28 protein-coding genes and 2 tRNA genes are annotated in these 24,732 nt (G+C 67.6%); 17 read left to right on the plus strand and 13 right to left on the minus strand.

What is annotated here, in order from left to right; all coding sequences use genetic code 11:
* Window positions 1-38 precede the first annotated feature (38 nt).
* Window positions 39-1,601: a L,D-transpeptidase family protein gene (locus AC1RSI_RS06235; protein ID WP_154727015.1), complete on the plus strand. Its 1,563-nt coding sequence runs from the start codon at window positions 39-41 to the stop codon at window positions 1,599-1,601.
* A gap of 189 nt (window positions 1,602-1,790) precedes the next feature.
* On the opposite strand, the gene rcdA is transcribed toward AC1RSI_RS06235, so the two are convergent.
* Both rcdA and AC1RSI_RS06245 read right to left on the minus strand, forming a co-directional pair.
* The gene (gene rcdA, locus AC1RSI_RS06240) at window positions 1,791-2,306 is read right to left on the minus strand and encodes a protease adaptor protein RcdA (protein WP_050771718.1); all 516 of its coding nucleotides are present in this window, start codon (window positions 2,304-2,306) and stop codon (window positions 1,791-1,793) included.
* Window positions 2,307-2,413: 107 nt separating this feature from the next.
* Window positions 2,414-2,617: a DUF1192 domain-containing protein gene (locus AC1RSI_RS06245; RefSeq protein ID WP_035311260.1), complete on the minus strand. Its 204-nt coding sequence runs from the start codon at window positions 2,615-2,617 to the stop codon at window positions 2,414-2,416.
* Window positions 2,618-2,708: 91 nt separating this feature from the next.
* Between AC1RSI_RS06245 and AC1RSI_RS06250 the strand changes: the two genes are divergently transcribed.
* Complete coding sequence (locus tag AC1RSI_RS06250; RefSeq protein WP_035311257.1) at window positions 2,709-3,680, plus strand: NAD(P)H-quinone oxidoreductase; 972 nt, start codon at window positions 2,709-2,711, stop codon at window positions 3,678-3,680.
* On the opposite strand, the gene AC1RSI_RS06255 is transcribed toward AC1RSI_RS06250, so the two are convergent.
* Window positions 3,677-4,312: a beta/gamma crystallin-related protein gene (locus tag AC1RSI_RS06255; protein ID WP_154726992.1), complete on the minus strand. Its 636-nt coding sequence runs from the start codon at window positions 4,310-4,312 to the stop codon at window positions 3,677-3,679. The genes AC1RSI_RS06250 and AC1RSI_RS06255 overlap by 4 nt on opposite strands.
* A gap of 220 nt (window positions 4,313-4,532) precedes the next feature.
* Here AC1RSI_RS06255 and AC1RSI_RS06260 point away from each other — a divergent pair, with 220 nt between their 5' ends.
* Complete coding sequence (locus AC1RSI_RS06260; protein WP_008263868.1) at window positions 4,533-5,198, plus strand: DUF1013 domain-containing protein; 666 nt, start codon at window positions 4,533-4,535, stop codon at window positions 5,196-5,198.
* A gap of 109 nt (window positions 5,199-5,307) precedes the next feature.
* On the opposite strand, the gene AC1RSI_RS06265 is transcribed toward AC1RSI_RS06260, so the two are convergent.
* Window positions 5,308-5,481 (minus strand): YdcH family protein, encoded by a 174-nt coding sequence (locus tag AC1RSI_RS06265; protein WP_008262715.1) that lies wholly within the window; start codon window positions 5,479-5,481, stop codon window positions 5,308-5,310.
* A 115-nt stretch (window positions 5,482-5,596) separates the two neighbouring features.
* Here AC1RSI_RS06265 and AC1RSI_RS06270 point away from each other — a divergent pair, with 115 nt between their 5' ends.
* From AC1RSI_RS06270 to AC1RSI_RS06305, 8 genes are all read left to right on the plus strand, one after another.
* Window positions 5,597-6,196 (plus strand): UbiX family flavin prenyltransferase, encoded by a 600-nt coding sequence (locus tag AC1RSI_RS06270; protein ID WP_052005156.1) that lies wholly within the window; start codon window positions 5,597-5,599, stop codon window positions 6,194-6,196.
* Window positions 6,193-6,678: a TIGR02444 family protein gene (locus tag AC1RSI_RS06275; RefSeq protein WP_154726993.1), complete on the plus strand. Its 486-nt coding sequence runs from the start codon at window positions 6,193-6,195 to the stop codon at window positions 6,676-6,678. Before AC1RSI_RS06270 ends, AC1RSI_RS06275 begins: the two co-directional genes overlap by 4 nt.
* Before the next feature lie 36 nt (window positions 6,679-6,714).
* Window positions 6,715-6,939, plus strand: a complete 225-nt coding sequence (locus AC1RSI_RS06280) for a YdcH family protein (protein ID WP_008264154.1) — start codon at window positions 6,715-6,717, stop codon at window positions 6,937-6,939.
* A 64-nt stretch (window positions 6,940-7,003) separates the two neighbouring features.
* On the plus strand, window positions 7,004-7,624 hold the full coding sequence (locus AC1RSI_RS06285; RefSeq protein ID WP_154726994.1) for an SAM-dependent methyltransferase: 621 nt from the start codon (window positions 7,004-7,006) through the stop codon (window positions 7,622-7,624).
* A gap of 146 nt (window positions 7,625-7,770) precedes the next feature.
* Window positions 7,771-8,406 carry a M23 family metallopeptidase gene (locus AC1RSI_RS06290; RefSeq protein WP_008262584.1) on the plus strand — a complete coding sequence of 212 codons (636 nt, stop codon included), beginning with the start codon at window positions 7,771-7,773 and terminating at the stop codon, window positions 8,404-8,406.
* Between the two features lie 62 nt (window positions 8,407-8,468).
* Complete coding sequence (locus AC1RSI_RS06295; protein WP_154726767.1) at window positions 8,469-10,355, plus strand: CocE/NonD family hydrolase; 1,887 nt, start codon at window positions 8,469-8,471, stop codon at window positions 10,353-10,355.
* A gap of 75 nt (window positions 10,356-10,430) precedes the next feature.
* Window positions 10,431-11,381: an ABC transporter ATP-binding protein gene (locus AC1RSI_RS06300; RefSeq protein ID WP_154726768.1), complete on the plus strand. Its 951-nt coding sequence runs from the start codon at window positions 10,431-10,433 to the stop codon at window positions 11,379-11,381.
* On the plus strand, window positions 11,378-12,736 hold the full coding sequence (locus AC1RSI_RS06305; RefSeq protein ID WP_008260990.1) for an ABC transporter permease: 1,359 nt from the start codon (window positions 11,378-11,380) through the stop codon (window positions 12,734-12,736). The genes AC1RSI_RS06300 and AC1RSI_RS06305 overlap by 4 nt, the downstream gene beginning before the upstream one ends.
* A 95-nt stretch (window positions 12,737-12,831) precedes the next feature.
* Here the strand turns inward: AC1RSI_RS06305 and rpsU are convergent, their stop codons facing one another.
* Window positions 12,832-13,092 carry a 30S ribosomal protein S21 gene (gene rpsU / locus AC1RSI_RS06310; protein ID WP_035310689.1) on the minus strand — a complete coding sequence of 87 codons (261 nt, stop codon included), beginning with the start codon at window positions 13,090-13,092 and terminating at the stop codon, window positions 12,832-12,834.
* A gap of 187 nt (window positions 13,093-13,279) precedes the next feature.
* On the opposite strand from rpsU, the gene AC1RSI_RS06315 reads away from it, so the two are divergent.
* Window positions 13,280-13,939: a COQ9 family protein gene (locus AC1RSI_RS06315; RefSeq protein WP_035310687.1), complete on the plus strand. Its 660-nt coding sequence runs from the start codon at window positions 13,280-13,282 to the stop codon at window positions 13,937-13,939.
* Between the two features lie 141 nt (window positions 13,940-14,080).
* Here AC1RSI_RS06315 and tuf read toward each other — a convergent pair whose 3' ends face one another.
* From tuf to AC1RSI_RS06330, 3 genes are all read right to left on the minus strand, one after another.
* On the minus strand, window positions 14,081-15,271 hold the full coding sequence (gene tuf, locus AC1RSI_RS06320) for an elongation factor Tu (protein WP_008260274.1): 1,191 nt from the start codon (window positions 15,269-15,271) through the stop codon (window positions 14,081-14,083).
* Between the two features lie 52 nt (window positions 15,272-15,323).
* A tRNA-Gly gene (locus AC1RSI_RS06325) sits at window positions 15,324-15,397 on the minus strand.
* Window positions 15,398-15,478: 81 nt separating this feature from the next.
* Window positions 15,479-15,562 (minus strand) — tRNA-Tyr (locus AC1RSI_RS06330).
* Between the two features lie 148 nt (window positions 15,563-15,710).
* Here AC1RSI_RS06330 and rlmB point away from each other — a divergent pair.
* The 3 genes from rlmB to AC1RSI_RS06345 are packed head-to-tail and all read left to right on the plus strand — an operon-like array spanning window position 15,711 to window position 17,774.
* On the plus strand, window positions 15,711-16,595 hold the full coding sequence (gene rlmB, locus AC1RSI_RS06335; protein WP_081836260.1) for a 23S rRNA (guanosine(2251)-2'-O)-methyltransferase RlmB: 885 nt from the start codon (window positions 15,711-15,713) through the stop codon (window positions 16,593-16,595).
* 31 nt (window positions 16,596-16,626) lie between these two features.
* Window positions 16,627-17,448 (plus strand): TerC family protein, encoded by an 822-nt coding sequence (locus AC1RSI_RS06340; protein ID WP_035310739.1) that lies wholly within the window; start codon window positions 16,627-16,629, stop codon window positions 17,446-17,448.
* Entirely contained in the window at window positions 17,445-17,774 is a 330-nt protein-coding gene (locus tag AC1RSI_RS06345; RefSeq protein WP_035310737.1) for a rhodanese-like domain-containing protein, read from the plus strand. The genes AC1RSI_RS06340 and AC1RSI_RS06345 overlap by 4 nt, the downstream gene beginning before the upstream one ends.
* On the opposite strand, the gene AC1RSI_RS06350 is transcribed toward AC1RSI_RS06345, so the two are convergent.
* Window positions 17,771-18,118, minus strand: a complete 348-nt coding sequence (locus AC1RSI_RS06350; protein ID WP_008258902.1) for a carboxymuconolactone decarboxylase family protein — start codon at window positions 18,116-18,118, stop codon at window positions 17,771-17,773. The genes AC1RSI_RS06345 and AC1RSI_RS06350 overlap by 4 nt on opposite strands.
* Before the next feature lie 44 nt (window positions 18,119-18,162).
* Between AC1RSI_RS06350 and AC1RSI_RS06355 the strand changes: the two genes are divergently transcribed.
* On the plus strand, window positions 18,163-18,495 hold the full coding sequence (locus AC1RSI_RS06355; protein WP_230307715.1) for an ArsR/SmtB family transcription factor: 333 nt from the start codon (window positions 18,163-18,165) through the stop codon (window positions 18,493-18,495).
* 88 nt (window positions 18,496-18,583) lie between these two features.
* Here the strand turns inward: AC1RSI_RS06355 and metG are convergent, their stop codons facing one another.
* The 3 genes from metG to AC1RSI_RS06370 form a co-directional block, all read right to left on the minus strand.
* Window positions 18,584-20,302: a methionine--tRNA ligase gene (gene metG, locus AC1RSI_RS06360; RefSeq protein ID WP_154726769.1), complete on the minus strand. Its 1,719-nt coding sequence runs from the start codon at window positions 20,300-20,302 to the stop codon at window positions 18,584-18,586.
* An 88-nt stretch (window positions 20,303-20,390) separates the two neighbouring features.
* The gene (locus AC1RSI_RS06365) at window positions 20,391-21,728 is read right to left on the minus strand and encodes an MATE family efflux transporter (protein WP_008261423.1); all 1,338 of its coding nucleotides are present in this window, start codon (window positions 21,726-21,728) and stop codon (window positions 20,391-20,393) included.
* A 63-nt stretch (window positions 21,729-21,791) separates the two neighbouring features.
* On the minus strand, window positions 21,792-22,190 hold the full coding sequence (locus tag AC1RSI_RS06370) for a DUF1489 family protein (protein WP_035311052.1): 399 nt from the start codon (window positions 22,188-22,190) through the stop codon (window positions 21,792-21,794).
* A gap of 95 nt (window positions 22,191-22,285) precedes the next feature.
* On the opposite strand from AC1RSI_RS06370, the gene AC1RSI_RS06375 reads away from it, so the two are divergent.
* The gene (locus AC1RSI_RS06375) at window positions 22,286-22,576 is read left to right on the plus strand and encodes a putative quinol monooxygenase (RefSeq protein WP_008259000.1); all 291 of its coding nucleotides are present in this window, start codon (window positions 22,286-22,288) and stop codon (window positions 22,574-22,576) included.
* Here the strand turns inward: AC1RSI_RS06375 and AC1RSI_RS06380 are convergent.
* Entirely contained in the window at window positions 22,573-24,537 is a 1,965-nt protein-coding gene (locus AC1RSI_RS06380) for an acetyl/propionyl/methylcrotonyl-CoA carboxylase subunit alpha (RefSeq protein WP_154727032.1), read from the minus strand. The genes AC1RSI_RS06375 and AC1RSI_RS06380 overlap by 4 nt on opposite strands.
* Between the last annotated feature and the right edge of the window lie 195 nt (window positions 24,538-24,732).

The following is a 24,732-nucleotide window of genomic DNA, read 5'->3' on the forward strand; positions in this document are numbered from 1 at the left end:
GATCCACGGGGATCGACCCATCGGGAAGCGGACGGGTTATGAATAGACGGGAACTGGGTCTGGGCGTCGCGACGGCGACCGTGACCCTCGCCTCCACGGCGCGCGCGCAGCAGGTGACCGTGCAGCGCGGTTCGCAGGCGACCGCCTTCTACAACAGTTTCAACGACCAGATTTCGCGTCTGCCCGAGACCCAGCAGGCCGACGTCCGCGCCTTTTATGAAATGAACGGCTGGCGGCCGGTGTGGACCGCCGATCGGCTGCGCGCCCTCAACGCCGTCGCCGGTCGGACCGAGCGGCACGGCCTGTCGGCCGGCGACTATTTCGACTTCGTCGGCCTGGCCGCCGATCCCGCCTCGTCGGATCTGCGCACCACGGCCGCAGCCCTGGCCTATGGCCGCGTCCTGGCCGAGGGCAAGGTCCGGCCCGAGACGGTCGAGGACCTGTGGGAGATGCAGAAGAACCGCGTGGACCTGCCGCGCGGCCTGAGCGACGCCCTGGCCCGCAACATCCTGCTGGACTGGTTCGAGGGTCTGGCGCCGACCGACATCGGCTATCAGAACCTGTCGGCGGGCTATGTCCGTTATCGTCGCCTGGCGGCCCAGGGCGGCTGGCCCGCCTTCCCGGCCGGCCCGACGATCGAGCCGAACATGAGCGACCGGCGCATCCCGGCCCTGATCGACCGGCTGACGGCCGAAGGCGACCTGACGGCGGCGAACGGCGCGCGGCTGAAGACCGAGGGCCTGACCTATGGGTCGGAGCTGCAACAGGCGGTTCAGGGCTTCCAGGTCCGCCACGGTCTGGGCGCCGACGGCCGCATCGGCACGGGGACCCAGCGTTCGCTGTCGGCCTCGGCCGAGGACCGCGCCCGCCAGATCGCCCTGAACCTGGAACGCCGCCGCTGGCTGAAGCGCGACGTCGCGCCCGAGCGGATCGAGGTCAACACCGCCGCCGCCATCATGGTCTATTGGAAGGACGGCAAGCCGGTCCACTCCAACCGCGTCATCGTCGGCTCGGCCGAAAACCAGACGCCCAGCCTGGAGAAGCCCTTCGCCTCGGTGGTCGCCAATCCGCCCTGGTATGTCCCGGCCAGCATCGCCCGCCGGGAGATCCTGCCCAAGGGGCCGGCCTATCTGGCCGCCAACGACATGTATGTTCAGAACGGCACGGTGATCCAGCGCGCCGGGCCGAAAGCCGCACTGGGCTATGTGAAGTTCGAGCTGCGCGACAGCTACGCCATCTTCCTGCACGACACCCCGTCCAAGGGGGCGTTCAACCTGTCAATGCGCCAGCGCAGCCACGGCTGCGTGCGGGTGCAGAATGCGGTCGAGTTCGCGCGGCTGCTGCTGTCGCCCGACCCGGTCAAGCTGGCGCAGTTCGACACGGCCCAGGACACGCGCGAGACGACCCGCGTCACCACCGGCCGCGAGATCTCGGTGCGCCTGCTCTATTGGACCGCCTTCGTGGACGGTCAGGGCCGGGTGGCGTTCCGCGAGGACGTCTATGGCCGCGACGACAAGCTGGCCCAGGCCCTGGGCATCGCCGTCAGCCTGCCCAAACCGGTCGACGACGGCCGCCGCGACGTCAACGACGTCGGGCCGTAAGGGGACAATCTTCTCCCTCCCCCTCGGGGGAGGGGCGTCGCTTAGCGACGGGGTGGGGGCGGCTAGGCAAGGCCGCACTCATTTGATTGAAACAAAGGTTCGTGGGACGTCGCCGTGCCGTTCCCACCCGGCTCCGCTTCGCTTCGCCCCCTCCCCCTGCGGGGAGGGAGAAGTTCAGCGTTATACGCTTCAGCCCTTGAACGCGGCTTCCAGCAGGCCGTGCTGGCTGAGCACGGGATTTTGCGGCTGCTCTTCCTGGACGTCCAGATACATGCGGCGGTCCAGATATAGCGCCCGGTCGAACAGTTTCTCGGACCGGACCAGATATTCCACCAGGGCGATGGGCAGTTCCGCGTGGCTGGGTTCGCTCTCGATCTTGCGGTCGTTCAGGCGATAACGCGGCTCGCAGGCGGCGTCCGGCGTCATGTCGTCCTCGCGCACGGCCCGCTGGACCAGCAGCCAAGAGGCGATCTGCATCAGGCGCGTGGTCAGCTTCATGCTCTCAGCGGCATAGGCCAGGGCGGCGGCGCGGGACAGCATCTTGGAATCGCGGCGCCCCTCCCCGTCCAGATAGGCGGCGGTCTCCTCGACCAGCTCCATCCCCTCGCGGAAGGTGCGGTCGAACAGTTCCGAGCGGGCGAAGTCCTGCACCTTGCGACCGCGGTCGGCCTTGGAGCCCGTGCTCTGGGTGTCGCTCAGGGTCATGGTGGACATCATCATCGAGAGTGGACGCTTGTTCTGACTTTGGGCAAGGACGGCGCCCGTGTCGTCAGGACTGCAACCGTCATGCCACGGTTTCGATCCTTGCGCGATCACGCTCCAAATTTGAACAGGGCGTCGGCGGCGCTCTTCTTGGATTTCTTGCCTTCTATGGCCGAGCGGGCGCGCTGTATCTCATGGTCCAGCGCCTCGATCCGTTCTTCTAGGTCCTCGATCGAATAGAGGTCCAGATCTTCGCGCCCCAGGGCCGTCAGGGCCTCGCCGCGCCGGGGGCGGGGTTCGATATCCTCGAACATCGTCGTCGCCTTTCTTCATTCTGCCATGGCCGCGCACGGCCGGGGCGCCTATCTGAACGCCCGGACACGGACGATTGCAAGCGGAGCGACTATGCGGGTCATCGAGATCGAAGGCGGTTCAGGACCGGCCGAGGCGCTGCGGCCGGCGGACCGGCCCGACCCTGTGGCCCGCGCCGGCGAGGTGATGATTCGGGTTCATGCGGCGGGAATCAATAGGCCGGACCTGTTGCAGCGAAATGGAGTCTATCCGCCGCCGCCGGGGGCTTCGGACATCATGGGGCTGGAAGTCGCCGGCGAGGTCGAGACCGTGGGCGAGGGCGTGACGCGCTGGGCCGTCGGCGACCGGGTCTGCGCCCTGCTGGGCGGGGGCGGTTACGCCGACAGGGTCGTGGTGGACGCCCGGCATCTGCTGCCGATCCCGGACGGACTGGACTATGTGCAGGCGGCGGTCCTGCCCGAGACGGTCTTCACCGTCTTCGCCAATGTGTTCGAGGCGGGCGGGCTGAAGGCGGGCCAGACGCTGCTGATCCACGGCGCGACCAGCGGCATCGGCGTCACCGCCATCCAGATGGCCAAGGCCGCCGGCGCGACGGTGATCGCCACCTCGCGCGGGGCGGACAAGACCGCCGCCGCACGCGCCCTGGGCGCCGACGTCAGCCTGGACGCCAAAACCGACGATCTGGCGGCCGCCATCGCCGAGGCGGGCGGGGCCGATGTGGTGCTGGACATGGTGGGGCGGGACTACGCCGAACTTAACCTGAAGGCGCTGAAGGCCGGCGGGCGGTGGGTGGTCATCGCCTCGCTGTCGGGATCAAAGGTCGAGATCGACCTGATGCGGGTGATGCTGAAACGGCTGGTGCTGACCGGCTCGACCCTGCGCAGCCGTTCAGCCGACGAAAAGGCCCGGTTGACCGCCGCCGTGGAGGCGACGGTCTGGCCCTGGGTGATCTCGGGCGCGGTCCGGCCGCCGGTGCAGGCGACCTTCCCGCTGGAGCGCGCCGCCGACGCCCATCGCGCGCTGGAGGCGGGCGATCACGTCGGCAAGTTCGTGCTGACGGCCTAGTAGCGACCGCCCCGCACCGGGCGCATCGACGAGATGCTGTCGTTGAAGCCGCCGCTCAGATTGCGGATATCGCCTTCGACGATACGGCAACGGCCCCGGAACTCGGCGTCGGTGCAGACTTCCCACCGCCCCTGGACGCGCACCGAACTGATCCGGTCATTGAAAGGCGTGCGGCCCAGGTTGCGGTCCTCGCCGACGAATTCCCGCGAGGCTCCGCGGAAGTTCGAATTCTCATAGACGGTGATCGAAGACCGGCCCCAGCCGCCGCCGTTCCACCCCCCGCCGTGGCCGCCGTTCCAACCGCCGCCATTTCCGCCGTTCCAACCACCCCCATTGCCGGGCCCGCCGCCGGGCCGATCGGGCTGGCGATCCTCGTAGTCGCCCCGGAACCGGCCGCAGACCAACAGGCCGTTGTCGTTGCTGATCTCCTCATCGCCGCAGCGCGCCAGCTCGATCGAGGTGCCGCGAATCTGGCCGCGCATGTCGCGACAATCGGCGTACAGGCGGCCCCGGTGCGTATAGGCCTCGGTGCAGGACCGGGCGTAGCTGCCGCGCGGCGCGACCCGCTGGGCGGTGATGTCCTGGCCCGAAGCCAGGGCTGCGGCCATGGCGGCCCCAAGCAGAATGGACATGATGTTTCTCCTCTCCCGAAGGCGAAAGCCTCGACTACCGCGAAGGTTGCCTCGGCGCACATGAACCGTGGCTGTACGTGAATGTTCGGCGGCGTTTTCTTTTCGGGCGAATAGGCCTATATCGAAACCATAAGCGCCCGGTCGAAAGGCCGGGCGCCGTCGTATCCAACGCCAGCCGAACCCCCATTCGGCGGCCCCACCATTCCGGGACGAACGCCCCATGAGCGACATTCTGATGCCGAAGGCCACTGCGGTCTGGCTGGTCGACAACACCTCCCTCAGCTTCGAGCAGATCGCCGATTTCTGCGGCCTGCATCCGCTTGAAGTGCGCGGCATCGCCGACGGCGACGTGGCCCGCGACATCCGCGGCGTCGATCCCGTCACCGGCGGCCAGCTGACCCGCGAGGAACTGGACAAGGCCCAGGCCGACGAGAACTATCGCCTGAAGGCCATCGTCAGCCGTCACGCCGAACTGATGAAGTCGGCCAAGCCGGCCCCCAAATACACGCCGGTCTCGCGTCGCCAGGACCGTCCGGACGCCATCGCCTGGTTCGTGCGCAACCACCCGGAAGTGACCGACGCCCAGATCGCCAAACTGCTGGGCACCACCAAGTCCACCATCGAAAGCGTGCGCAACCGCACCCACTGGAACAGCGCCAACATCAAGCCGGTCGATCCCGTCACCCTGGGCCTGGTCGGCCAGCTGGTGCTGGACGAAATCGTCAAGAAGGCCGCCGACAAGAAGACCAAGGACGACCTGAAGAAGGGCGGCGGCACCATCCAGCCGGTGGAAGAGGTCGAGGCCGAACCCGAGTTCGTGCCGGAAGCCCGCCAGCGTCCCGGCGCCGAACCGACCGCCGCGTCGGTGTTCGGCACCAAGGACTGAGACGCGTCGCCTCCTCCCATCGCTACGCGACAGGGCGGAGACAGAACGAAAAACGGCCCCGGAGATCGCGCTCCGGGGCCGTCGTCGTTTTCGGGAGGTCGTGCGCCCCTTAGTGGGCCCGCGCCTCCAGACTGGTGATTTCTTCCTTCAGCCGGAGCTTCTTCTGCTTCAGCTCCCTGACCTGCAACGTGTCCACGGACGGACGGGTGAGCTCCTTCTGGATCGTCTGATCCAGGGTGCGATGACGATTACCCAGTTCGCGAATACGAGCCTCGATGGTCATGGCTTGCGCCTCCGTAGGTTAGGGACCAGTAGAGTGAGCGCCCGGTTCGGCAGGCTGTGGAATCACATTCCAGTGACAGCCGGTCTCGCCGGACCCACGGAGGCTGACCCTTAAAATGGTCCATGATGTGAACGGAGCCATACGGAACCCTCCTTATCGGCTGGTCGTAGGAATTTCAGGGGCTTCCGGAGCGATTTATGGCGCACGGGTGCTGGACGCCCTGAAGGATCTCGGCGTCGAGAGCCATCTGGTGGTGTCCAAGGCGGCCCTGCTCACATTGTCGCAGGAGACGGATTTGTCGCCTGCCGACCTGACCGCCAAGGCGACCGTCGTCCACAAGATGGCCGATGTCGGGGCCACGATCGCCTCCGGCTCGTTCAAGACCCTGGGCATGATCGTCGCCCCCTGTTCGGTGAAGACGATGAGCGAGATCGCCACCGGCGTGACCTCGTCCCTTCTGACCCGCGCCGCCGACGTGACCCTGAAGGAACGTCGGCCCCTGGTGCTGATGGTGCGCGAGACGCCCTTCCACCTGGGTCATCTGCGGACCATGACGGCCCTGACCGAGATGGGGGCGATCATCGCCCCGCCCCTGCCCGCCTTCTACGCCCGGCCGGCGTCGATCCTGGAGATGGTGGACCAGTCGGTCGGCCGGTCCCTGGACCTGTTCGGCCTGGACTGGAGCGCCGTGCGGCGTTGGGAGGGGCTCAAGTGACGGCCGCTCAATCCGCGCCCCTGTGGGACTGGGCGGTCGCCGCCTATGGCGCGCCGGGCGTCAGCGAGGCCTGTGTGGCCTTGCAGGACAATCATGAGCAGAACGTGCCGGTCCTGCTGTGGTCCGCCTGGATCGCGGCCACGGGTCGCAATCCGGACGCCGAGACCATCGAGGCCGCCTGCGACACCGCTCGCGCCTGGGACAGCGTCGTGGTGGCGCCGCTGCGTGCGATCCGCCGCACCCTGAAGGCGCCGATCCCCGACATCGACGATGAACCCCGCCAGGCCGTGCGCGACCGGGTCAAGGCGCTGGAGCTGCTGGCGGAGCGACACCTGCTCGAGGCCTTGGAGGCCCTGGCGTCGGAGGCCCCGACAGGCTCGCCTCGCCCCTTTGTCGAGGCCTTGGTCGCGACGGCGCGGGTCTGGGCCCAGGTTACGCCGCGTCCCGCCCTGATCCGGCTGGCCGACGCCCTTCCGGCCTGAGACGCCGGTGGCTATAATCGTTTCGGGGATTGCACGATGAATGACGACGTTCCGGAATACAGCGAGGAAGAGGCGGCGCTTCACGCCCGCGTCAAACTGCTGCGCCTCGAACATTCCGACCTTTCCGCCTCCATCGACGCCCTGACCGAAGCCGCCGTTCCCGACCAGCTGATGATCGCCCGGCTGAAGCGCAAGAAACTGGCTATCAAGGACGAGATCGTGAAGATCGAGGACCAGATCCTGCCCGACATCATCGCCTGACCCTTCGGCGGATTGCGCCGGGCGCGGAATGTTGATAACGACTCGCAAAATAACGAGGACGATCATGGCGACTGCAAGCACCGGCTGGGACGCGCGCTATGCCGCGACCGACGACTATGTGTTCGGCACGGCCCCCAGCCGCTTTCTGCTGAACCACGCGAAGGCTCTGACACCGGGCAGTCGGATTCTCGCCCCCGCAGACGGCGAGGGTCGCAACTCCGTGTATTTGGCGTCTCTGGGTCACGATGTGGTGGCGACCGACATCTCGCCTTCCGGCCAGGACAAGGCGCGAAGCCTGGCTCGCGAGGCGGGCGTGGAGGTGGATTTCAGGGTGCAGGATCTGCAGGACTGGGCTTGGCCCCAGGCCGCCTATGACGCCGTCGTCGCTGTCTTCATCCAGTTCGCCGACCCTGATTTCAGACACCAGATTTTCGAGGGCATGAAGAGGGCCGTCAAACCCGGCGGCTTGATCCTGCTGCACGGCTATACGCCGCGCCAGATCGAATACGGCACCGGCGGTCCGCCCCAGGTGGACTACCTCTATACGCCGGAGCTGTTGCGCCAGGCCTTCGGGGATTTCGAGATCGAGACGCTGGACGCTTATGACGCCGATCTTCACGAAGGTTCGGGCCACCATGGCCGCTCGGCCCTGATCGATCTGATCGCACGCCGTCCCCCGGGCTGACGCTCTGCGACCATCCGCCGCCAGACGACGGCCCAAAAGTCGCCCCAGCCGCCGGGCATAAGCCGGCCTCCCCTGGGACGGCCGCCGCGAGACCGCGCCGCCGCGCCTTCAAATCCAGAGCGTGAATACGCTGGAGACGCCGCCGAATGCGACGCCTGCTGACCGACGCGCCCCTGGCGCGCTGCAAGAGCCTTCTGATCCACTCCGGCCAGACGGTCGCCTTCGCCGCCGTGGCCGTGCTGGCCGCCGCCGCCGCCCCCGGCGTGACGCGCGAGACCCCGCCGCCCGCCCTGGCCGCCGCCCCCGTGGCCCCGCCGGTCAAGGCCCAGGTCGAGGCGCCCGGTCCGGTGATGCGCCAGATCGTCTTCTCGGCCCCGGTGCGCGGCTATGCGATCAACTCGCCCTACGGCCTGCGCAAACTGGCGATCGAGGCCCGCGCCCGCGCCCACAAGGGCGTCGACATCGCCGCGCCCAAGGGAACGACCGTCTTCACCGCCGCAGAAGGCCGGATCGTCCGCACCGGCTATGACGCCGGCGGCTACGGCAACTTCATCGAAGTCCGCCACCCCAACGGCCTCAGCACCGTCTATGGCCATCTCAGCCGCATCGACGTGGCCAGCGGCGACGCGGTCACGCCCGGCCAGCGCATCGGCCTTGTCGGCTCCACCGGCTATTCCACCGGTCCCCACCTTCATTTCGAGGTCCGCCGCAACGGCGGCCAGGTGAACCCGACCAAGGTCATGGGCCGACATTTCGACGTGGCGGTGAAGGCCAAGGCCTGAGCAATCCGTTGCGACGCGGGCCGAGATCGTCCTAACCTCCCCTTTCTGTGGAGGGACTGGATATGAACAGATTTGTCGCCGCCGTTGTCGCGGCCGCCTTGTCAGCCGCCCCCATCGCCGCCTCGGCCCAGAACTACAACCGCTACAGCGACGCGGCGGCCCAGTCCGAACTGTCCCGCATCGCCGATGTCGAGATGGCGGTGATGGTTCCGATGCGGGACGGGGTGGGCCTGGCGACCAACATCTATCGGCCCAAGGGCGCCAAGGGGCCCCTGCCCACCGTCTTCGTCAGGACGCCCTATAACGAACTGGCCAATAACGCCCGCACGACGCGTAGCGCCCTGACCTGGGTCAGCCGGGGCTACGCCCTGGTGATGCAGAACGAACGGGGGCGCTACTTCTCGCAGGGCGATTACGAAATCCTGGGCTATCCCCAGACCGACGGCTATGACGCCCTGACCTGGATCGCGGCCCAGCCCTGGTCGAACGGCAAGGTCGGCACCCTCGGCTGTTCCTCCTCGGCCGAGTGGCAGCTGGCCCTGGCCGCCCAGAACCACCCGGCCCACGCCGCCATGGTCCCCCAAGCGTCTGGCGCGGGCATCGGCAAGGTCGGCCGGTTCCAGGAACAGGGCAACTGGTACACCGGCGGCGTGCCCCGCAACCTGTTCTTCGTCTGGCTGTACGGCGTGGACAATCCGCAGCGGGCCCAGATCCCCGGCGATATCGATCAGGAAACCCGCGCCCGGATCGTCCGCTACAACGATCTGGACGCCGAGAAGCCGGACGTGAACTGGCCCAGCCAGATCCGCCACCTGCCCGTCAACGAGATGATGAAGGACCTAGGCGAGCCGCCGGCGACCTTCGAGGCGTTGATCGCGCGGACGCCGGACGATCCAGCCTGGCGCGAAGGGGGCCTGTATCATGACGACATGGGCTGGGGCGTGCCGTCGCTGTGGTTCAACAGCTGGTACGACGTGTCCATCGGACCGAACATGGAGCTGTTCAACCACGCCCGTTCCACCACTCAGGACCGCGAGGCGGCCGAGAACCAGTATATGGTGGTCGGGCCGAACAACCACTGCGCCTTCGGCGGCCTGGGGCCGAACTTCCGCTCCGGCGACCGGGACCTGGGCGACGCCAGCTTTGACAGCGACGCCCTGGTCGCCGCCTGGTTCGACCGCTGGCTGAAGGGCGAGGCCCGCGCCTTCCCCGCCACCACCCCGCATGTCCAGTATTTCAACATGGGCGAAAACAGGTGGCGCACCGCCGCCCAGTGGCCGCCGCAGGGGGTCGAGACGGTGCGGATGTATCTGCGCTCGGCCGGCGAGGCCAACAGCCTGAACGGGGATGGCCGGCTCAGCCTCGAAGCGCCGCCCGTCGGCGAAGCGGCGGACCGCTATCGCTATGATCCGATGAACCCGGTCCAGACCATCGGCGGCGGCGACTGCTGCAACGGCGGCCTGGTCACGGCCGGCGCCTTCGACCAGCGCCCGATCGAGGCGCGCAACGACGTGCTGGTCTATACGTCCGAGCCGTTGACCGCGCCGATGCAGGTGACCGGCTTCATCGATGCGGTGCTGAAAGTCTCGTCGTCGGCGCAGGACACCGACTTCGCCGTCAAGCTGGTGGACGTGGCGCCGGACGGGACGGCCTATATCCTGGGCGACACCATCATGCGGGCGCGCTACCGCGACGGCTATGCGCGGCCGACGCCCCTGGTCCCCGGACAGGTGGCGACGGTGCAGCCCACGCCGATGACGGTCAGCAACACCTTCCAGCCCGGCCACCGGATCCGCGTGGAGGTGACCAGCTCCAACTTCCCGAAGTTCGTCCGCAACCTGAATACGGGCGGCCCAAACGAGACGGAAACCCAGGGCGTGATCGCCGACAACGCCCTCCACCACGCGGGCGAGGACGCCTCCTATATCGACCTGCCCGTCCTGAAGTAGGGGCGCGACGGCGAAGCGGCTGGCCTGAACCGCTTCGGCCTTGCTAGGCTGACTGCAACTGTGGGGGGAGACGAGATGACGGCGGCGTTGACGCTGGAGAGCCTAAGCAAGCGGTATGGCGGGTTCGACGCCGTGCGCGATCTCAGTTTTCAGGTGCCCAAGGGCTCGATCTGCGGCTTTCTGGGCCCGAACGGGGCGGGCAAGACCTCGACCCTGCGGATGATCCTGGGGCTGCAGGAGGCGAGCGCGGGGCGGATCGATATTCTGGGCGCGCCCAATGGGCGGTTCGTGCGTGACCGGATCGGCTTCCTGCCCGAGGAGCGCGGCCTCTACAAGAAGATGACCCCGGTCGAGGCCATCGCCTTCTTCGGCGCCCTGAAGGGCCTGCCGATGAACGATGGCAAGAAGCGCGCGAAACTGTTGCTGGAGCAGCAGGGCCTGGGCGCGGCGCAGAAGAAGAAGATGAAGGAGCTGTCCAAGGGGATGGCCCAGAAGGTCCAGCTGATCGCCGCTGTGGTCCACAAGCCCGAGTTCGTCATCCTGGACGAGCCCTTCTCGGGTCTGGACCCGATGAACCAGCAAGGACTGGAAGAGATGATCCGGGGACTGGCGGCCGACGGGGCGACCGTCCTGTTCTCCACCCATGTGATGCAGCACGCCGAACGGCTGTGCGACAAGGTCGTGCTGCTGGCCCGGGGCAAGAAGGCCTTCGAGGGTTCGGTGGACGAGGCCAAGGCCACCTCGCCGCGCTTTCTTGATCTGGACGGCGCCATCACGCCCGAGGCGGCGGCGGCCCTGCCCGGCGTGGCGGGGGTCGAGACCCTGTCCGACCAGGACGGGGTGCGACGGCTGAAGATCGCCCTGGCGCCCGGCGCCGGCGGCCAGGAGACGCTGAAGGCGGCCTTCCTGAACGGGCTGGACGTGCGCGGCTTCGCCCTGAAGGAGCCGACCCTGCACGACGCCTTCATCGGCCTGACCGGGGACCATCCCGATCAAGCCGTCACCCCTTCGGAGGCGGTCCAATGAAGCGCACCCTGCTGATCGCCCGACGCGAATATGTCGCCTACGCCAAGACCGTGGGCTTCTGGCTGTCGCTGCTGGCCTTGCCGTTGTTCGCCGTGCTGGGCGGCGGCATTCCCCTGCTGATCCAGTCGGCCGAACCGATCAAGGCCGTGGCCGTCGTCGAGGACGGTCCGACCGCCACGGGCCTGGCCGCCGCCGTGCGCGCCTCTCTCCAGTCCGATCTGGACCGTCAGAACGAGCGTCTGCGCGAAGCCGCCGAAAAGGGACAGGCCGGCGCCGGCCGCGCCGTCGCCTCCATCAGCGGTCCCAAGATCCGCCTGGTCGCCCCGCCGCCCGCCATCGCCGAGGCGACCGGCCCGGCCCGCGACGCCGCCATCAAGACGGCCCTGGACAAGGAGACGCCCAAGGACCGCCGCCTGGACGCGGTCGTCTTCCTGAGCCGCGTCGACGGCAAGCCCGCCGCCCAGGTCTGGACCGGCCGCGCCAATGACAACGACGTCTCCGGCTTCATTCGCGGCGCCCTGCGCGACGCCCGCCGCACAGAACTGCTGACCGCCGCCGGGGTCGCCCCGGCCGTGGCCCAGGAGGTGCAGAGCTTCCGCCCCGAGGTGAAGGCCTTCTCGCCCAACGCCGCCAGCGGGGGCGAGGTCTCGATGCGCGACCGCATCCCCTCCTTCATCGGCCTGGCCGCCGGCTTCCTGCTATGGTCCCTGGTCATCACCGGGGCCTCCATCCTGCTGAACAGCGTGATGGAGGAGAAGTCGAACAAGATCCTGGAGGTCCTGCTGTCGTCGGCCTCGGCGACCGAAATCCTGACCGGCAAGGTGCTGGGCGTGGCGATGCTGACCCTCAGCGTGCTGGTGGTCTGGGGCGGGATCGGAACGTTCGGCCTGCTGTCCGCCTCGCCCCAGACGGCGGCGACGGTCGGACAGGTGCTGATGCACGACGGCCTGGTCTTCTATTTCATCGCCTATATGGTCGGCGGCTATCTGATGTACGCGGTGCTGTTCGCGGCCATCGGCGCCTTCTGCGAGACGCCGCGCGACGCCCAGACCCTGATGGGACCGATCATGATGATCCTGGTCGTGCCCATGCTGGTCATGCAGATGGCCCTGACCAGTCCCGACGCGCCGGTGGTCAAGGTCCTGTCGTGGATTCCCTTCTTCACCCCCTTCCTGATGAGCGCCCGCGCGCCCAGCGATCCGCCTCTGGTCGAGATCGTCCTGACCCTGATCGGCATGTTCGCCACCGCCGCCCTGATGGTCTGGATCGCCGGCCGCGCCTTCCGGGCCGGCGCCCTGTCGGACGTCAAACTGAGCTGGAAGACCTTCGGCCGGGCGATCACCGGCCGGGGATGAGGGCGAGACGCGGTCTCCTCCCCGCTTCGCAGGGAGGAGACAAAGAAAAAGGCCGCCTCCTTGCGGAGGCGGCCTCGAATCTTTTGGCCTGAGCCTTAGCGGCTGCCGCCAGCGGCGCCGGGGCCGGGAACCCGCGGCTTCGGCGGGGGCAGCAGACCTTCGCGCTGAGCGCGCTTGCGGGCCAGCTTACGGGCGCGGCGGACAGCTTCGGCCTTTTGACGGGCGCGCTTTTCCGACGGCTTTTCGTAATGCACGTGGCGCTTCATTTCACGGAAGCTGCCTTCGCGTTGCATCTTCTTCTTGAGGGCTTTCAGCGCTTGATCGACGTTATTATCGCGAACGAAAATCTGTACCAGGTTGAACTCTCCTTTGGCCGCCCGCCGCGTCCTGTGAGGGAGACGGGCGAACAAAATAAAATTGTCTTCCGAAAGTCGGGCTCCCGGATGAAGGCGCGCTGATACACGAGCCGCCCCATTCTGTCCAGTTCGTCGCAACCATTCTTCGAGGCTCGAAAGCCCGATGAGACGGGCGTATGATCCGCCCATGACACAGAACGACGATTGGGCCGACCGGACCGAACAGACCGTGCTGGATGCGGCCGTCGCGCGCGCCCCCGCCCTGGGCTGGAACGCCCGTCTGGTGCGGGAAGCCTGCGAGGCCTGCGGCCTGTCGCGCGGCGACGAGGAACTGCTTCTGCCCAATGGCGCGCGCGATCTGGCCGCCCTGCTCTCGCGCCGCCATGACGCCCGTGCGCTTGAGGCCCTGGCCGTAGTCGACGCCAAGTCCTTGAAGATACGTGAGAGAATCGCCCGCGCCGTGTCCGAGCGGATGGAGGCCGGCGCCGCCGACCTGGAGGCGACCCGTCGCTGCGCCGCCTTCCTGGCCTTGCCGACCAACGCCGACCTGGGGCTGAAACTGGCCTGGGAGAGCGCCGACCACCTGTGGCGCTGGGCTGGCGACGAGACCACGGACTGGAACCACTATTCCAAGCGCACCATCCTGTCGGGCATCCTGATCCCCGCCCTGACGATGCGCTGGTTCGACGGTCGCGCGCCGGCCGAGGCCTTCGTCGCCCGCCGAATCGAAAACGTCATGGCCTTCGAGAAATGGAAGGCCGGCAAGGATTTCGAGGCGCCGTTCCGCAGGGTGAGCGACGCCCTGAGTCGGATGCGCTACGGGGCGAAGGACCAGCCCGCGTCCTGATTCGCGCGTCGGCCGCGCCAAAGCCGCCAGCCCCCGCCCCACAGCAAAACGGCCCCCGGATCGCTCCGGGGGCCGTTCTGTTACGCGACGACATCCGTCTGGCCTCAAGTAGCGCGTGAGCGCGTTAGGCCAAAAGAATGATTACTCGATGATCTTGGCGACGACGCCGGCGCCGACGGTGCGGCCGCCTTCACGGATGGCGAAGCGCAGGCCCTGGTCCATGGCGATCGGGGTGATCAGTTCGACGTTCAGCTCGGCGTTGTCGCCGGGCATGATCATTTCGACGCCTTCCTTCAGCTGCACGATGCCGGTCACGTCGGTCGTGCGGAAGTAGAACTGCGGGCGATAGTTGGTGAAGAACGGGGTGTGACGGCCGCCTTCTTCCTTGGTCAGGATATAGGCTTCAGCCAGGAACTTGGTGTGCGGGGTGATCGAACCCGGCTTGCACAGAACCTGACCGCGCTCGACGTCTTCGCGCTTGGTGCCGCGCAGCAGAACGCCGACGTTGTCGCCCGCCTGACCCTGGTCCAGCAGCTTGCGGAACATTTCGACGCCGGTGCAGGTCGTCTTCTGGACCGGACGGATGCCGACGATCTCGACTTCTTCACCGACCTTGACGATGCCCTTTTCGACGCGGCCCGTGACCACGGTGCCGCGGCCCGAGATCGAGAAGACGTCTTCGACCGGCATCAGGAAGGGCAGGTCGACCGGACGTTCCGGCTGCGGGATGTAGGCGTCGACGGTTTCCATCAGGGCCAGAACGCGCTGTTCGCCGATTTCCGGGTTCACGCCGTCGGTCGCGGCCTTGGCCGAACCCTTGGTGATCGGAATATCGTCGCCCGGGAACTGGTACGACGAGAGCAGCTCGCGCACTTCCATCTCGACCAGCTCGAGCAGTTCTTCGTCGTCGACCAGGTCGACCTTGTTCATGAAGACCACCAGGGCCGGCACGCCGACCTGACGGGCCAGCAGGATGTGCTCGCGGGTCTGCGGCATCGGGCCGTCAGCGGCCGAAACCACCAGGATCGCGCCGTCCATCTGCGCCGCGCCGGTGATCATGTTCTTCACATAGTCGGCGTGGCCGGGGCAGTCGACGTGGGCGTAGTGACGGTTGGCCGTCTCATATTCCACGTGCGCCGTGTTGATCGTGATGCCGCGCGCCTTTTCTTCCGGCGCAGCGTCGATGTCCGCATAGGCCATCGCCTTGGCGCCGCCGGCCTTCGCCAGCGTCATCGTGATCGCCGCCGTCAGCGTCGTCTTGCCGTGGTCAACGTGGCCGATCGTGCCGATGTTGCAGTGCGGCTTCGTGCGTTCGAACTTTTCCTTGGCCATGGCCAAACTCCTGATGGCCCGGGTTGAGGGGCGCGATGCTGATCAAAAAACCTGGAGCGGGTAGACGGGATCGAACCGACATCCTCAGCTTGGAAGGCTGCTGCACTACCATTGTGCTATACCCGCGCGGAGACTGCGGAAGTTCTTGGGGAACGCCGCAGCCGGTTCCTCTCCGTCGTCCTGATCCATCGTATCCGTCAAGGCGCGTGGTGGGGGAAGAAGGACTCGAACCTTCGAAGCTTACGCAGGGGATTTACAGTCCCCCCCCTTTGCCACTCGGGACATTCCCCCAGCGCGCCTTGTCGAACCGATGGACCCCTCGTTCCGCCCTTAATCAAGCGGGACGAAACAAAAGCCTTCGGCTTGTCGCCTCCTCTAGGATAGAGGGGGCGCCCAGACCCGAAAGCCCTTGGGGCTCCAAATCGGAGGGCGTCTTATAGTGTCGTCGAAAACAGAACGCAACGACCGTAAAAGCGGTAAAAAACCGGTCTTCGGAAACCGGTCTTCCGGCCCGCGCGAAAAGGGGCAAAAGCCCGTCGCACAAGGCTTTTCCAGCCGCGAGGAGCCCCCTCGCGCGCCCCGTCCGGCGGACCGGAGCAAGTCCGACGCCGATAATTTTCTCTGGGGCCGTCATCCGGTCCTGGCCGCGCTGGCGAATCCCGCGCGTCGCGGCATGGGCCGGTTGCTGGCCACGGCCGAGCGCGCCGCCGAGATCGAACAGGGCCAACTGGCCCACGGCCACAAGATCGAGGTCGTCGAGGTTCAGGCCCTGACCCGGATGCTGCCGGCCGGCGCGGTCCACCAGGGCCTGGCCTTCAAGGTTCAGCCGCTGGAGGGCGTTTCGCTGGAAGAGCTGGCCGAACCGGCCCAGGGCGTCATCGTCATGCTGGACCAGCTGACGGATCCCCAGAACGTGGGCGCCATCTTCCGCTCGGCCCTGGCCTTCGGCGCGCGGGGCATCGTCGTCCAGGACCGCCACGCCCCCGCCCTGGCCGGCGCCCTGGCCAAGGCGGCGGTCGGCGCGACCGAACGCCTGCCCCATGCGCGCGTGACCAATCTGTCGCGCGCCCTGGAGCGGCTGGCCGATCTGGGCTGGCGCGCCGTCGGCCTGGACGGCGCCGGCGAACAGACGCTGGAAGAGGCGCTGAACCGCCAGCCGACCGTTCTGGTCATGGGGTCCGAAGGCGACGGCATCCGCCGACTGGTCGCCGAACACTGCGATGTCCTGGCTAAGATCCCCATGCCCGGCGGATTCGAGAGCCTGAACGTCTCCAATGCGGCCGCCGTCGCGCTTTATGAGGCGACGCGCGCGCAACGCGGCTGACAGACGGCCGCACCGGCGTTAAGGAGCGGACATGGAATTTCTCTCGTCTCCCGAACTCGCCAGTCAGGCCACGGCGCTGGGCCAGGTCCTGCTGATGGACCTGGTCCTCGCCGGCGACAACGCCGTCGCCGTGGGCCTGGCCGCCGCCGCCCTGCCCCAGGATCAGCGCAAGAAGGCCATTCTGATCGGTCTGGCCGCCGCCGTCGTCATGCGCATCGGCTTCGCCCTGATCACGGTCCAGCTTCTGGCCCTGGTCGGCCTGCTGCTGGCCGGCGGTCTGCTGCTGCTGTGGGTCTGCTGGAAGATGTGGCGCGAACTGCAGGAGCAGCGCACCCACGACCAGGCCGAGGCGGAGAAGGAGCTCGAGCTCGCCATGAGCATCGAGCACGGTACCGGCCCCTCGCCCGAAGAACTGGGGCTCAAGCGCAAGTCGTTCGGCGCCGCCCTGCTCCAGATCATGGTCGCCGACATCACCATGTCGCTGGACAATGTGCTGGCCGTCGCCGGCGCCGCTCATGAACATCCGTGGATCATGGTCTTCGGCCTGATCCTGTCCATCGCCCTGATGGGGGTGGCGGCGACCTTCATCGCCAAACTGCTGCACCGTTTCCGCTGGATCGGCTATATCGGCCTTGTCGTGGTCCTGTATGTCGCCCTCCACATGATCTGGGACGGCGCCCGCCAGGTGGTGGTCCGCACCGGCAATATGGATGAGTTCAACGCCTCCGCCCCGGCCTTCATCGAGATCAGTCCCGAGGAAGCCGCCAAACACCTGGGCCAGAAGCGCACCGAGACCAGCCCGACCCCGGCCCCGGCCGAACCCGCCGCGCCGGCGCCGACGCCCGCGCCATGACCGTCGCCACGGTCGATGTCGAAACGGCCGCCGCCTGGCTGCGCGCGGGCGAGGCCGTTCTGATCGACGTGCGTGAGGCGGACGAGTTCGCCGCCGCCCGCATCGACGGCGCGTTTCTGGCCCCCCTCAGCGCCATGCCCGCCGCCTGGGAGGCGCTGGACCTCCCGGCGGATCGCAGGATCATCGTCATGTGCCTGCGCGGCGGCCGCAGTCACCAGGTCTGCGCCTTCGTCGGCCCGACCGGCCCCGAAGGCCAGCCCCTGTTCAACCTGACCGGCGGCATCCAGGACTGGCGCGCCGCCGGTCTGCCGATCGTCGAGGCCTAGGCCGCTTCGGAATACTGGTCGAACGCCCTCAGGGCGTCGGCCGCGTACATCAGGGCCGGCCCGCCGCCCATATAGACGCACATCGCCATGGCCTCGGCGATCTCGTCGCGCGTGGCTCCCAGATCCTTCAGCGCCTTGGCGTGAAAGCCGATGCAGCCGTCGCACCGCTGCGTCACCCCGATGGACAGGGCGATCAGTTCCTTGGTCTTCTTGTCCAGCGCCCCTTCGGCCGTCGCCGACTTCGCCAGTTCCGAAAAGGCCTGCATCGGCCCCGGCTGCAGCCGGCGCAGTTCGCCGATGTAGGTCGAGATGTCGCGGGTCAGCGCCGCATAGTCCTTGGCCATGACAGCCTCCTTCTCAATTCATATTTTTACGATATGAGACGAGCATGGAATGTAAAGACGCCATGACGGTGAAATTGTCCCACGCGCTTCCGCAGCGCGTGGACGACGCCTCCGCCTTTCTGAAGGGTCTGGCCAATCCGCACCGGCTGATGATCCTGTGCGCCCTGGCCCAGGGCGAGCGGAACGTCTCGGCCCTGATCGCCGAAACGGGCGTGGCGCCCGCCTCCATGTCGCAGCATCTGTCCAAGCTGAAGGACGAGGGGGTGGTGGATTTCCGCCGCGACCACCGCACCCTGACCTATTTCATCGCCCATCCCGCGACGATCCAGATCATGGCCGTGCTGTACGACCATTTCTGCGCGCGCGACGACGCCTGACCGGGCGCGGCTTTGCGCCGCCCCCAGGGCGCTCAAGCGTAGAGTTTAATCCGTTGTCCCTGCCTTCAGGGGGAACCGGCCGTTCGGCTTAGTCCGCCCCGCCGAACCGTGCGGACCATTCGGCCACCTGGGCGTCCTCGATCTTGGCGAACAGAACGCCCTGGGCCGCCACGGCCTGACCGACGGCCAGGCTGTTCAGCACATCCTCGTCAGCCCCGGGCCAGCTCAGGTCGCTGGACCCGACCGACGCCGCGATCTTCTCGGCCGAGAAGGGCAGGATCGGCGCCGCCAGACGCGCGAACAGGGCCACCAGATTTAGCCCGGTCCGCACACCCACCGCCGCGCGGTCGCGGTCGGTCTTCAACGCCGTCCAGGGCGCCGCGACCTGCAGATATTCGTTGCCCAGCACCCAGACGGCGCGCAGCGCGGACGCGGCCTTGCGGAACTCCATGGCCTCGAACTGTTCGGTCGCCTCGGCGATTCCCGCCTTGATGTCGGCTTCCAGCTGGATCTCGACCGGACCCGCCTCGCCGCCCTCGGGCACGACGCCGTCGAACTTGGACTCGGCGAATTTGACGATCCGGTTGACGAAATTCCCCAGCACATCGGCTAGGTCCTTGTTGGTCGAGGCCTGGAAATCCTCCCAGGTGAAGGCCGAATCCGCGTGTTCCGGCCCATAGGCCGTCAGGCGCCAGCGCCAGTAGTCGGCCGGCAGCAGCTCCAGCGCCTGGTCCATGAAGACGCCGCGTTTCTGGCTGGTCGAGAACTTGCCGCCGTACCAGTTCAGCCAGTTGAAGGCCTTTAGCTGGTCCACCGTCTTCCACGGCTCGCCCGAGCCGATGATGGTCGCCGGGAAGCTGACGGTGTGGAAGGCGACATTGTCCTTGCCCATGAACTGGACATAGCGGACGTCCTCGGCCCCCTCGTCCAGACGCCACCAGTCGCGCCAAGACCCACCGGTCGCCTCGGCCCATTCCTCGGTCGCGGCGATATATTCGATGGGGGCGTCGAACCAGACGTAGAAGACCTTGTCCTCCATGCCCGGACGCGGGAAGCCGTCCTTCAGCACCGGCACGCCCCAGGCCAGATCGCGGGTGATGCCCCGGTCGATCAGCCCCTCGTCCAGATGCTTGTAGGCGATGGACTTGGCCAGCACCTGCCAGCCGGTCTTGCCGTCCACCCAGGCGCGGATCTGGGGCTCGATCCTGGTCTGGAGCAAGTAAAGGTGGCGGGTGTCGCGCACCTCCAGGTTCTTGGAGCCCGACACCGACGAATAGGGATCGATCAGATCGGTCGGGTCCAGCAGCCGGCCGCAGTTGTCGCACTGGTCGCCACGCGCGCCGACATGGCCGCAGTGCGGGCAGGTGCCCTCGACATAGCGATCGGGCAGAAAGCGGGCGTCGTCGATCGAATAGATCATCCGATCCACCCGCTCCTCGATCAGGCCGTTCTTCTCCAGGGCCTCGGCGAAATGCTGGGTCAGGCGATGGTTCTGCGGGTTGGACGACCGGCCGAACCAGTCGTAGCTCAGGCCGAAGGCCTGACCCGCGGCCTTCTGGATCTCGTGCTGCTCGTCGCAATAGGTGCGCACGTCCTGGCCGGCGGCGGCGGCGGCCAGCTCGGCCGGGGTGCCGTGCTCGTCGGTGGCGCAGATGTAGAGGACCTCATGCCGGCTTCCATCAGGAAGAACTTGGGCCCGCTTGAACCGCGCCCAGACGTCGGCCGGCAACATCGAGCCCGCCAGATTCCCCAGGTGCTTGATGCCGTTGATGTAGGGCAGCGCCGAGGTGATGAGGATGCGGGCCATGATCGTCCAGGAGTTCGGGGAAGCGCAGGGATATAGAGAGCGGAAGCGGCGACGTCACCTCTCCCTCCCCTACATGGGGGCGGAGATTCTATGGCAGGCGCCGCGCCACCCTGACGAACCGCCCGGTCAGCAGGACAGACGAGGCCAGGCTGGCGATCACCACCGCCCACACCAGACCGTCCACGCCCATCCGGTGCGCCAGAATCCAGCCCAACGGCATCATCACCGCCCCATAGGCCACGAAATGCATGATCGTGGGCCACCAGACGTCGCCCGCCGCCCGGTTCGCCTGGGCCGCCACCACCTGGATTCCGTCCGCGACGAAGAACAGGGTCGCCAGCACCAGGGCCGGGGCGGCGATGGCCAGCAGGACCGGATCGCGATTGTAGGCGCCCACGATCAGATGCGCGCTGGGCCACACCAGCAGGGCGACGATGAAGGTCATGGCGCTGACCACCCCCAGCCCGACCAGGCCCGCCCGCAACACCCCTCGCCCGTCGCCGGCGCCATAGCTGCGCCCCACCAGCACCGCCGTCGCCGACGACAGCCCCATGGGCAGCATGAAGACGATGGCCGAGACGTTCAGCACCACCGCCCAGGCCGCCGTCTCCGCGGCGCCGATCTGACCGGCGAAGAAGGTGAAGCCGGAAAAGGCCCCGACCTCGATGAAATAGGACGCGCCGGCGCCCAGCCCTACCTTGACCTGTTCACGCGCCGCCTTGGGGTCGCGTTCGGGCTTGTCGAAGATACCCAGCGCCCGCGCCTCGGGCAGGCGCAGGATATAGACCACCAGGAAGATCGCCAGCGCCGCCCGCGCCCCGAACGTCGCCCAGGCCGAGGCGAAGGCGCCGTCGAAGCCGATGCCCAGCAGGTCCGGCACCAGCACGATATTGAGCGCCAGATTGACCCCGTTGGCGATCCACATGGCCACCATGCCGGGCTTGGGCCGTCCCAGGGCCTCCAGGAAGAACTGGCCCGTCACCGAGATCAGATAGAAGGGCATGGACAGGGCGAAGACCACCAGGGCCGGCCCCGCCCCCTCGGCCAGTCCGTCCTCCAGCCCGATCTTGCCCAGGCCCCACGGCCCCACGGCGATCAGGGCGATCATCGACACCACCCCGATCTGCAGCGAATAGGTCATGCCCCGCCGCAGCACAGACCCGACCGCGTGCCGACGTCCCTCGCCCAGCATCCGCGCGGTCATCACCTGCACGCCCAGCATCAGGCCCACCGCCGTCGTCACCACGATCGAGGTCGGCGCCCAGGCCAGCGAATGGAAGGCCAGTTCCTTGCTGGAGAAATTCCCCACCACGATGGCGTCCGTCAGCCCCATGGTCATGATGCCGATCCGCGCCAGGATCACCGGCCATGCCAGGTGCAGCAGGTCGCGAAAGGCGGAACGGGTCTGGAAACTGAGCGCGATCATCGGAGCCGGCACAGGCCACGCCCGACCGCCCCGGTCAACACCCAAAAACCGTGTGGCTCTGGCCTACCAGGCGCCCAGTTCGCGAAGCTGGCGCACCAGTTCCTCCGGCGCCTCGCCCGCGTCGAGGTCGGTCAGATCGACCGGCGCGTCCTTGGGCTCGAAATAGCGCCAGCCCTGGAAAGGCCGGCGCGCCATTGGCGCCGTGCGAACGACCTTGGGCTCCAGCGTGATCTCGCACCGGCTCTGCTTGCCCTCGCCCAGGGTGGCGATGTCGAGCACGCGCTGGCGGCAGACGATCACGCCCTTGACCACCCAGTACAGCGACCCGCCGTCCTCGATCTCGGGCGCGCGTTTCGGCGTCATCCGGGTATGGACCACCAGCGGCCCGCCCTTGGCCGCACGGGCCTCCAGCCAGTCGACGTCGGGAACCCCGACGCCCAGTTTGATCATGTGAAGCGGCATGGCGCCCACGTAGTCGCCCTTATCCGCCTTGGCCAGATTCTTTAACGACGAAGCCGGATCATGGCCCGCGCGCTACCGGACGCCACGGAACCAGTATGTACGGATTGATCACGCGCCTGACCGCATACCCGGGTCGCCGCGACGAACTCGCTCTGCTCCTGATGGACCCCGCCGTCAGGAAGCACGGCTGTCATTCCTATATCGTCGCGCACGATCTGGTCGACGCCGACGTCCTCTGGGTCACGGAGGTCTGGGCCGATCAGCCGACCCATCTGTCCTGGAGCGAGGATCTGCGTCAAAGCGGCGCCTGGCGCCCCATCTACGGCCTGATGGCCAAGATGGACGACTCGATCCAGACGCGGCCTCTCGGCGGCATCGGGCTTTAGTCCGCCGCCTTCACCACCGCCAGAACCGCCGCCTCGACCACCTGATCGCCCACAGCCGCCACATGCTCGACGACCCCGTCGAAGGGCGCCGTCAGGGCATGCTCCATCTTCATCGCCTCCAGCACCACGACGGGCTGGCCCTTGGCGACGACGTCACCCGCCTTCGCGGGTACGGCGACGATCTTGCCGGGCATGGGGGCGCGAAGGGCGCCGTCGGAGACCGCTCCGGCGCCTGAGCCCACGGCGGCGCGATGCGGAGTCACCCGGCGCGCCTCGCCGTCCACGAACAGGACGAAGCCGTCATCGATCACCTGATAGCCGAACAGCGCCTCCCCGGCCTGCACCTGGTCGAATCCGATCTGGGCCGTCCTTCCCTCGGCGCCGCGCCATCCCGCCTCGACCGGGGTCACGGCCCCAGACACGCCCCGGCCGTCCACATGCGCCCAGACCATCGTCTGAGCGGGCGCGTTCAGACGAACCCCATACGACAGGCCCGGCTGGCCGCCCCAGGGGCTGAACCGGTCAGACCCGGCCGCCTCTCCATCGCTCGCCGCCTCCGCGATCAGGGTCAGGGCCGCCAGCGTCGCCTCGGCGGTCTCGACCGGCTGCAGCGCCGCCTCCTCCGCCGCGATGAACCCCGTATCCACATCCCCCGTCACGAAGCGCGGATGGTCCAAACAGCGTTTCAGGAAGCCCGCATTGGTCTTGACCGGCCAGACCTCGACCTCGCCCGCCGCCTCGGCCAGCCGCGCCGCCGCCGCCTCGCGCGTGTCCTCATGCACGATCAGCTTGGCGATCATCGGATCGTAGAACTGGCTGACCTCGCCGCCCTGTTCCACGCCGGTATCGACGCGAATTCCGTCCGGCATGACGAAATGCTCCAGCCGCCCGATCGACGGCAGGAAACCGTTCGCCGGATCCTCGGCATAGAGGCGCGCCTCCATGGCCCAGCCGTTCAGCTTGATCTGATCCTGCTTCAGCGGCAGGGGCTCGCCCGCCGCCACGCGGAACTGCCATTCGACCAGATCGACGCCGGTCACGCTTTCCGTCACCGGATGCTCGACCTGCAGCCGGGTGTTCATCTCCATGAACCAGATCCCGTCCGCCTTCAGCCCGTCCGAGGCGTCGGCGATGAATTCGATGGTCCCGGCCCCGACATAGTTGACCGCCTTGGCCGCCTTGATCGCCGCGCCCGTCACGGCGGCCCGCACGGCCTCGCTCATGCCCGGCGCCGGCGCCTCTTCGATCACCTTCTGGTGGCGGCGTTGCAGCGAACATTCCCGCTCATACAGATGCACGACATCCCCGTGCCGATCCCCGAACACCTGCACCTCGATATGGCGCGGGCGGGTGATGTAGCGTTCGATCAGCACCCGGTCGTCGCCGAAGGCCGCGGCCCCCTCGCGCTTGGCGCTGGCCAGACCGGCGGCGAAATCGGCCGGATCATCGACCCGTTTCATCCCCTTGCCGCCGCCGCCCGCCACCGCCTTGATCAGCACCGGATAGCCGATCCGCGCCGCCTCGGCCGTCAGGGTCGCTTCCGACTGGTCCGCGCCCTGATAGCCCGGCGTCACCGGCACCCCGGCCTGGATCATCAGTTCCTTGGCCGCATCCTTCAGCCCCATGGCCCGGATCGAGGCCGGGTCCGGCCCGATCCAGATCAGCCCCGCCGCTGCAACAGCTTCCGCAAAGTCCGCGTTTTCGCTCAGGAATCCGTAACCGGGATGGATCGCCTCGGCCCCCGTCGCCTTGGCCGCCGCCAGCACCTTGGCGCCGTCCAGATAGGATTCGCGCGCCGCCGCCGGCCCGATCCGCACCGCCTCGTCGGCTTCGCGCACATGCAGGGCCTGGGCGTCGGCCTCGGAATAGACGGCGATGGTGCGTAACCCCATCCGCTTGGCGGTGCGGAAGACACGACAGGCGATTTCGCCGCGATTGGCGACCAGGACGGACTTGAACATGACGCGTTCTTAGCGAGGCGCGGCGGCTGTGTCTTCACCTCCCCATCGGCGAAGGCCGATGGGGAGGACAGATCGCGCAGCGATCAGGCGGGGGCGACTCGGTCTCAGACAGACCTACGCCTTCACCACCCCTTCGCCCATTCCTGGCGACCTACGGCCGCCGGTCCTCCCCGTTCGCCTTCGCGAACAGGGAGG

It is taken from the genome of Brevundimonas sp. GW821-FHT10E09, assembly GCF_058809375.1.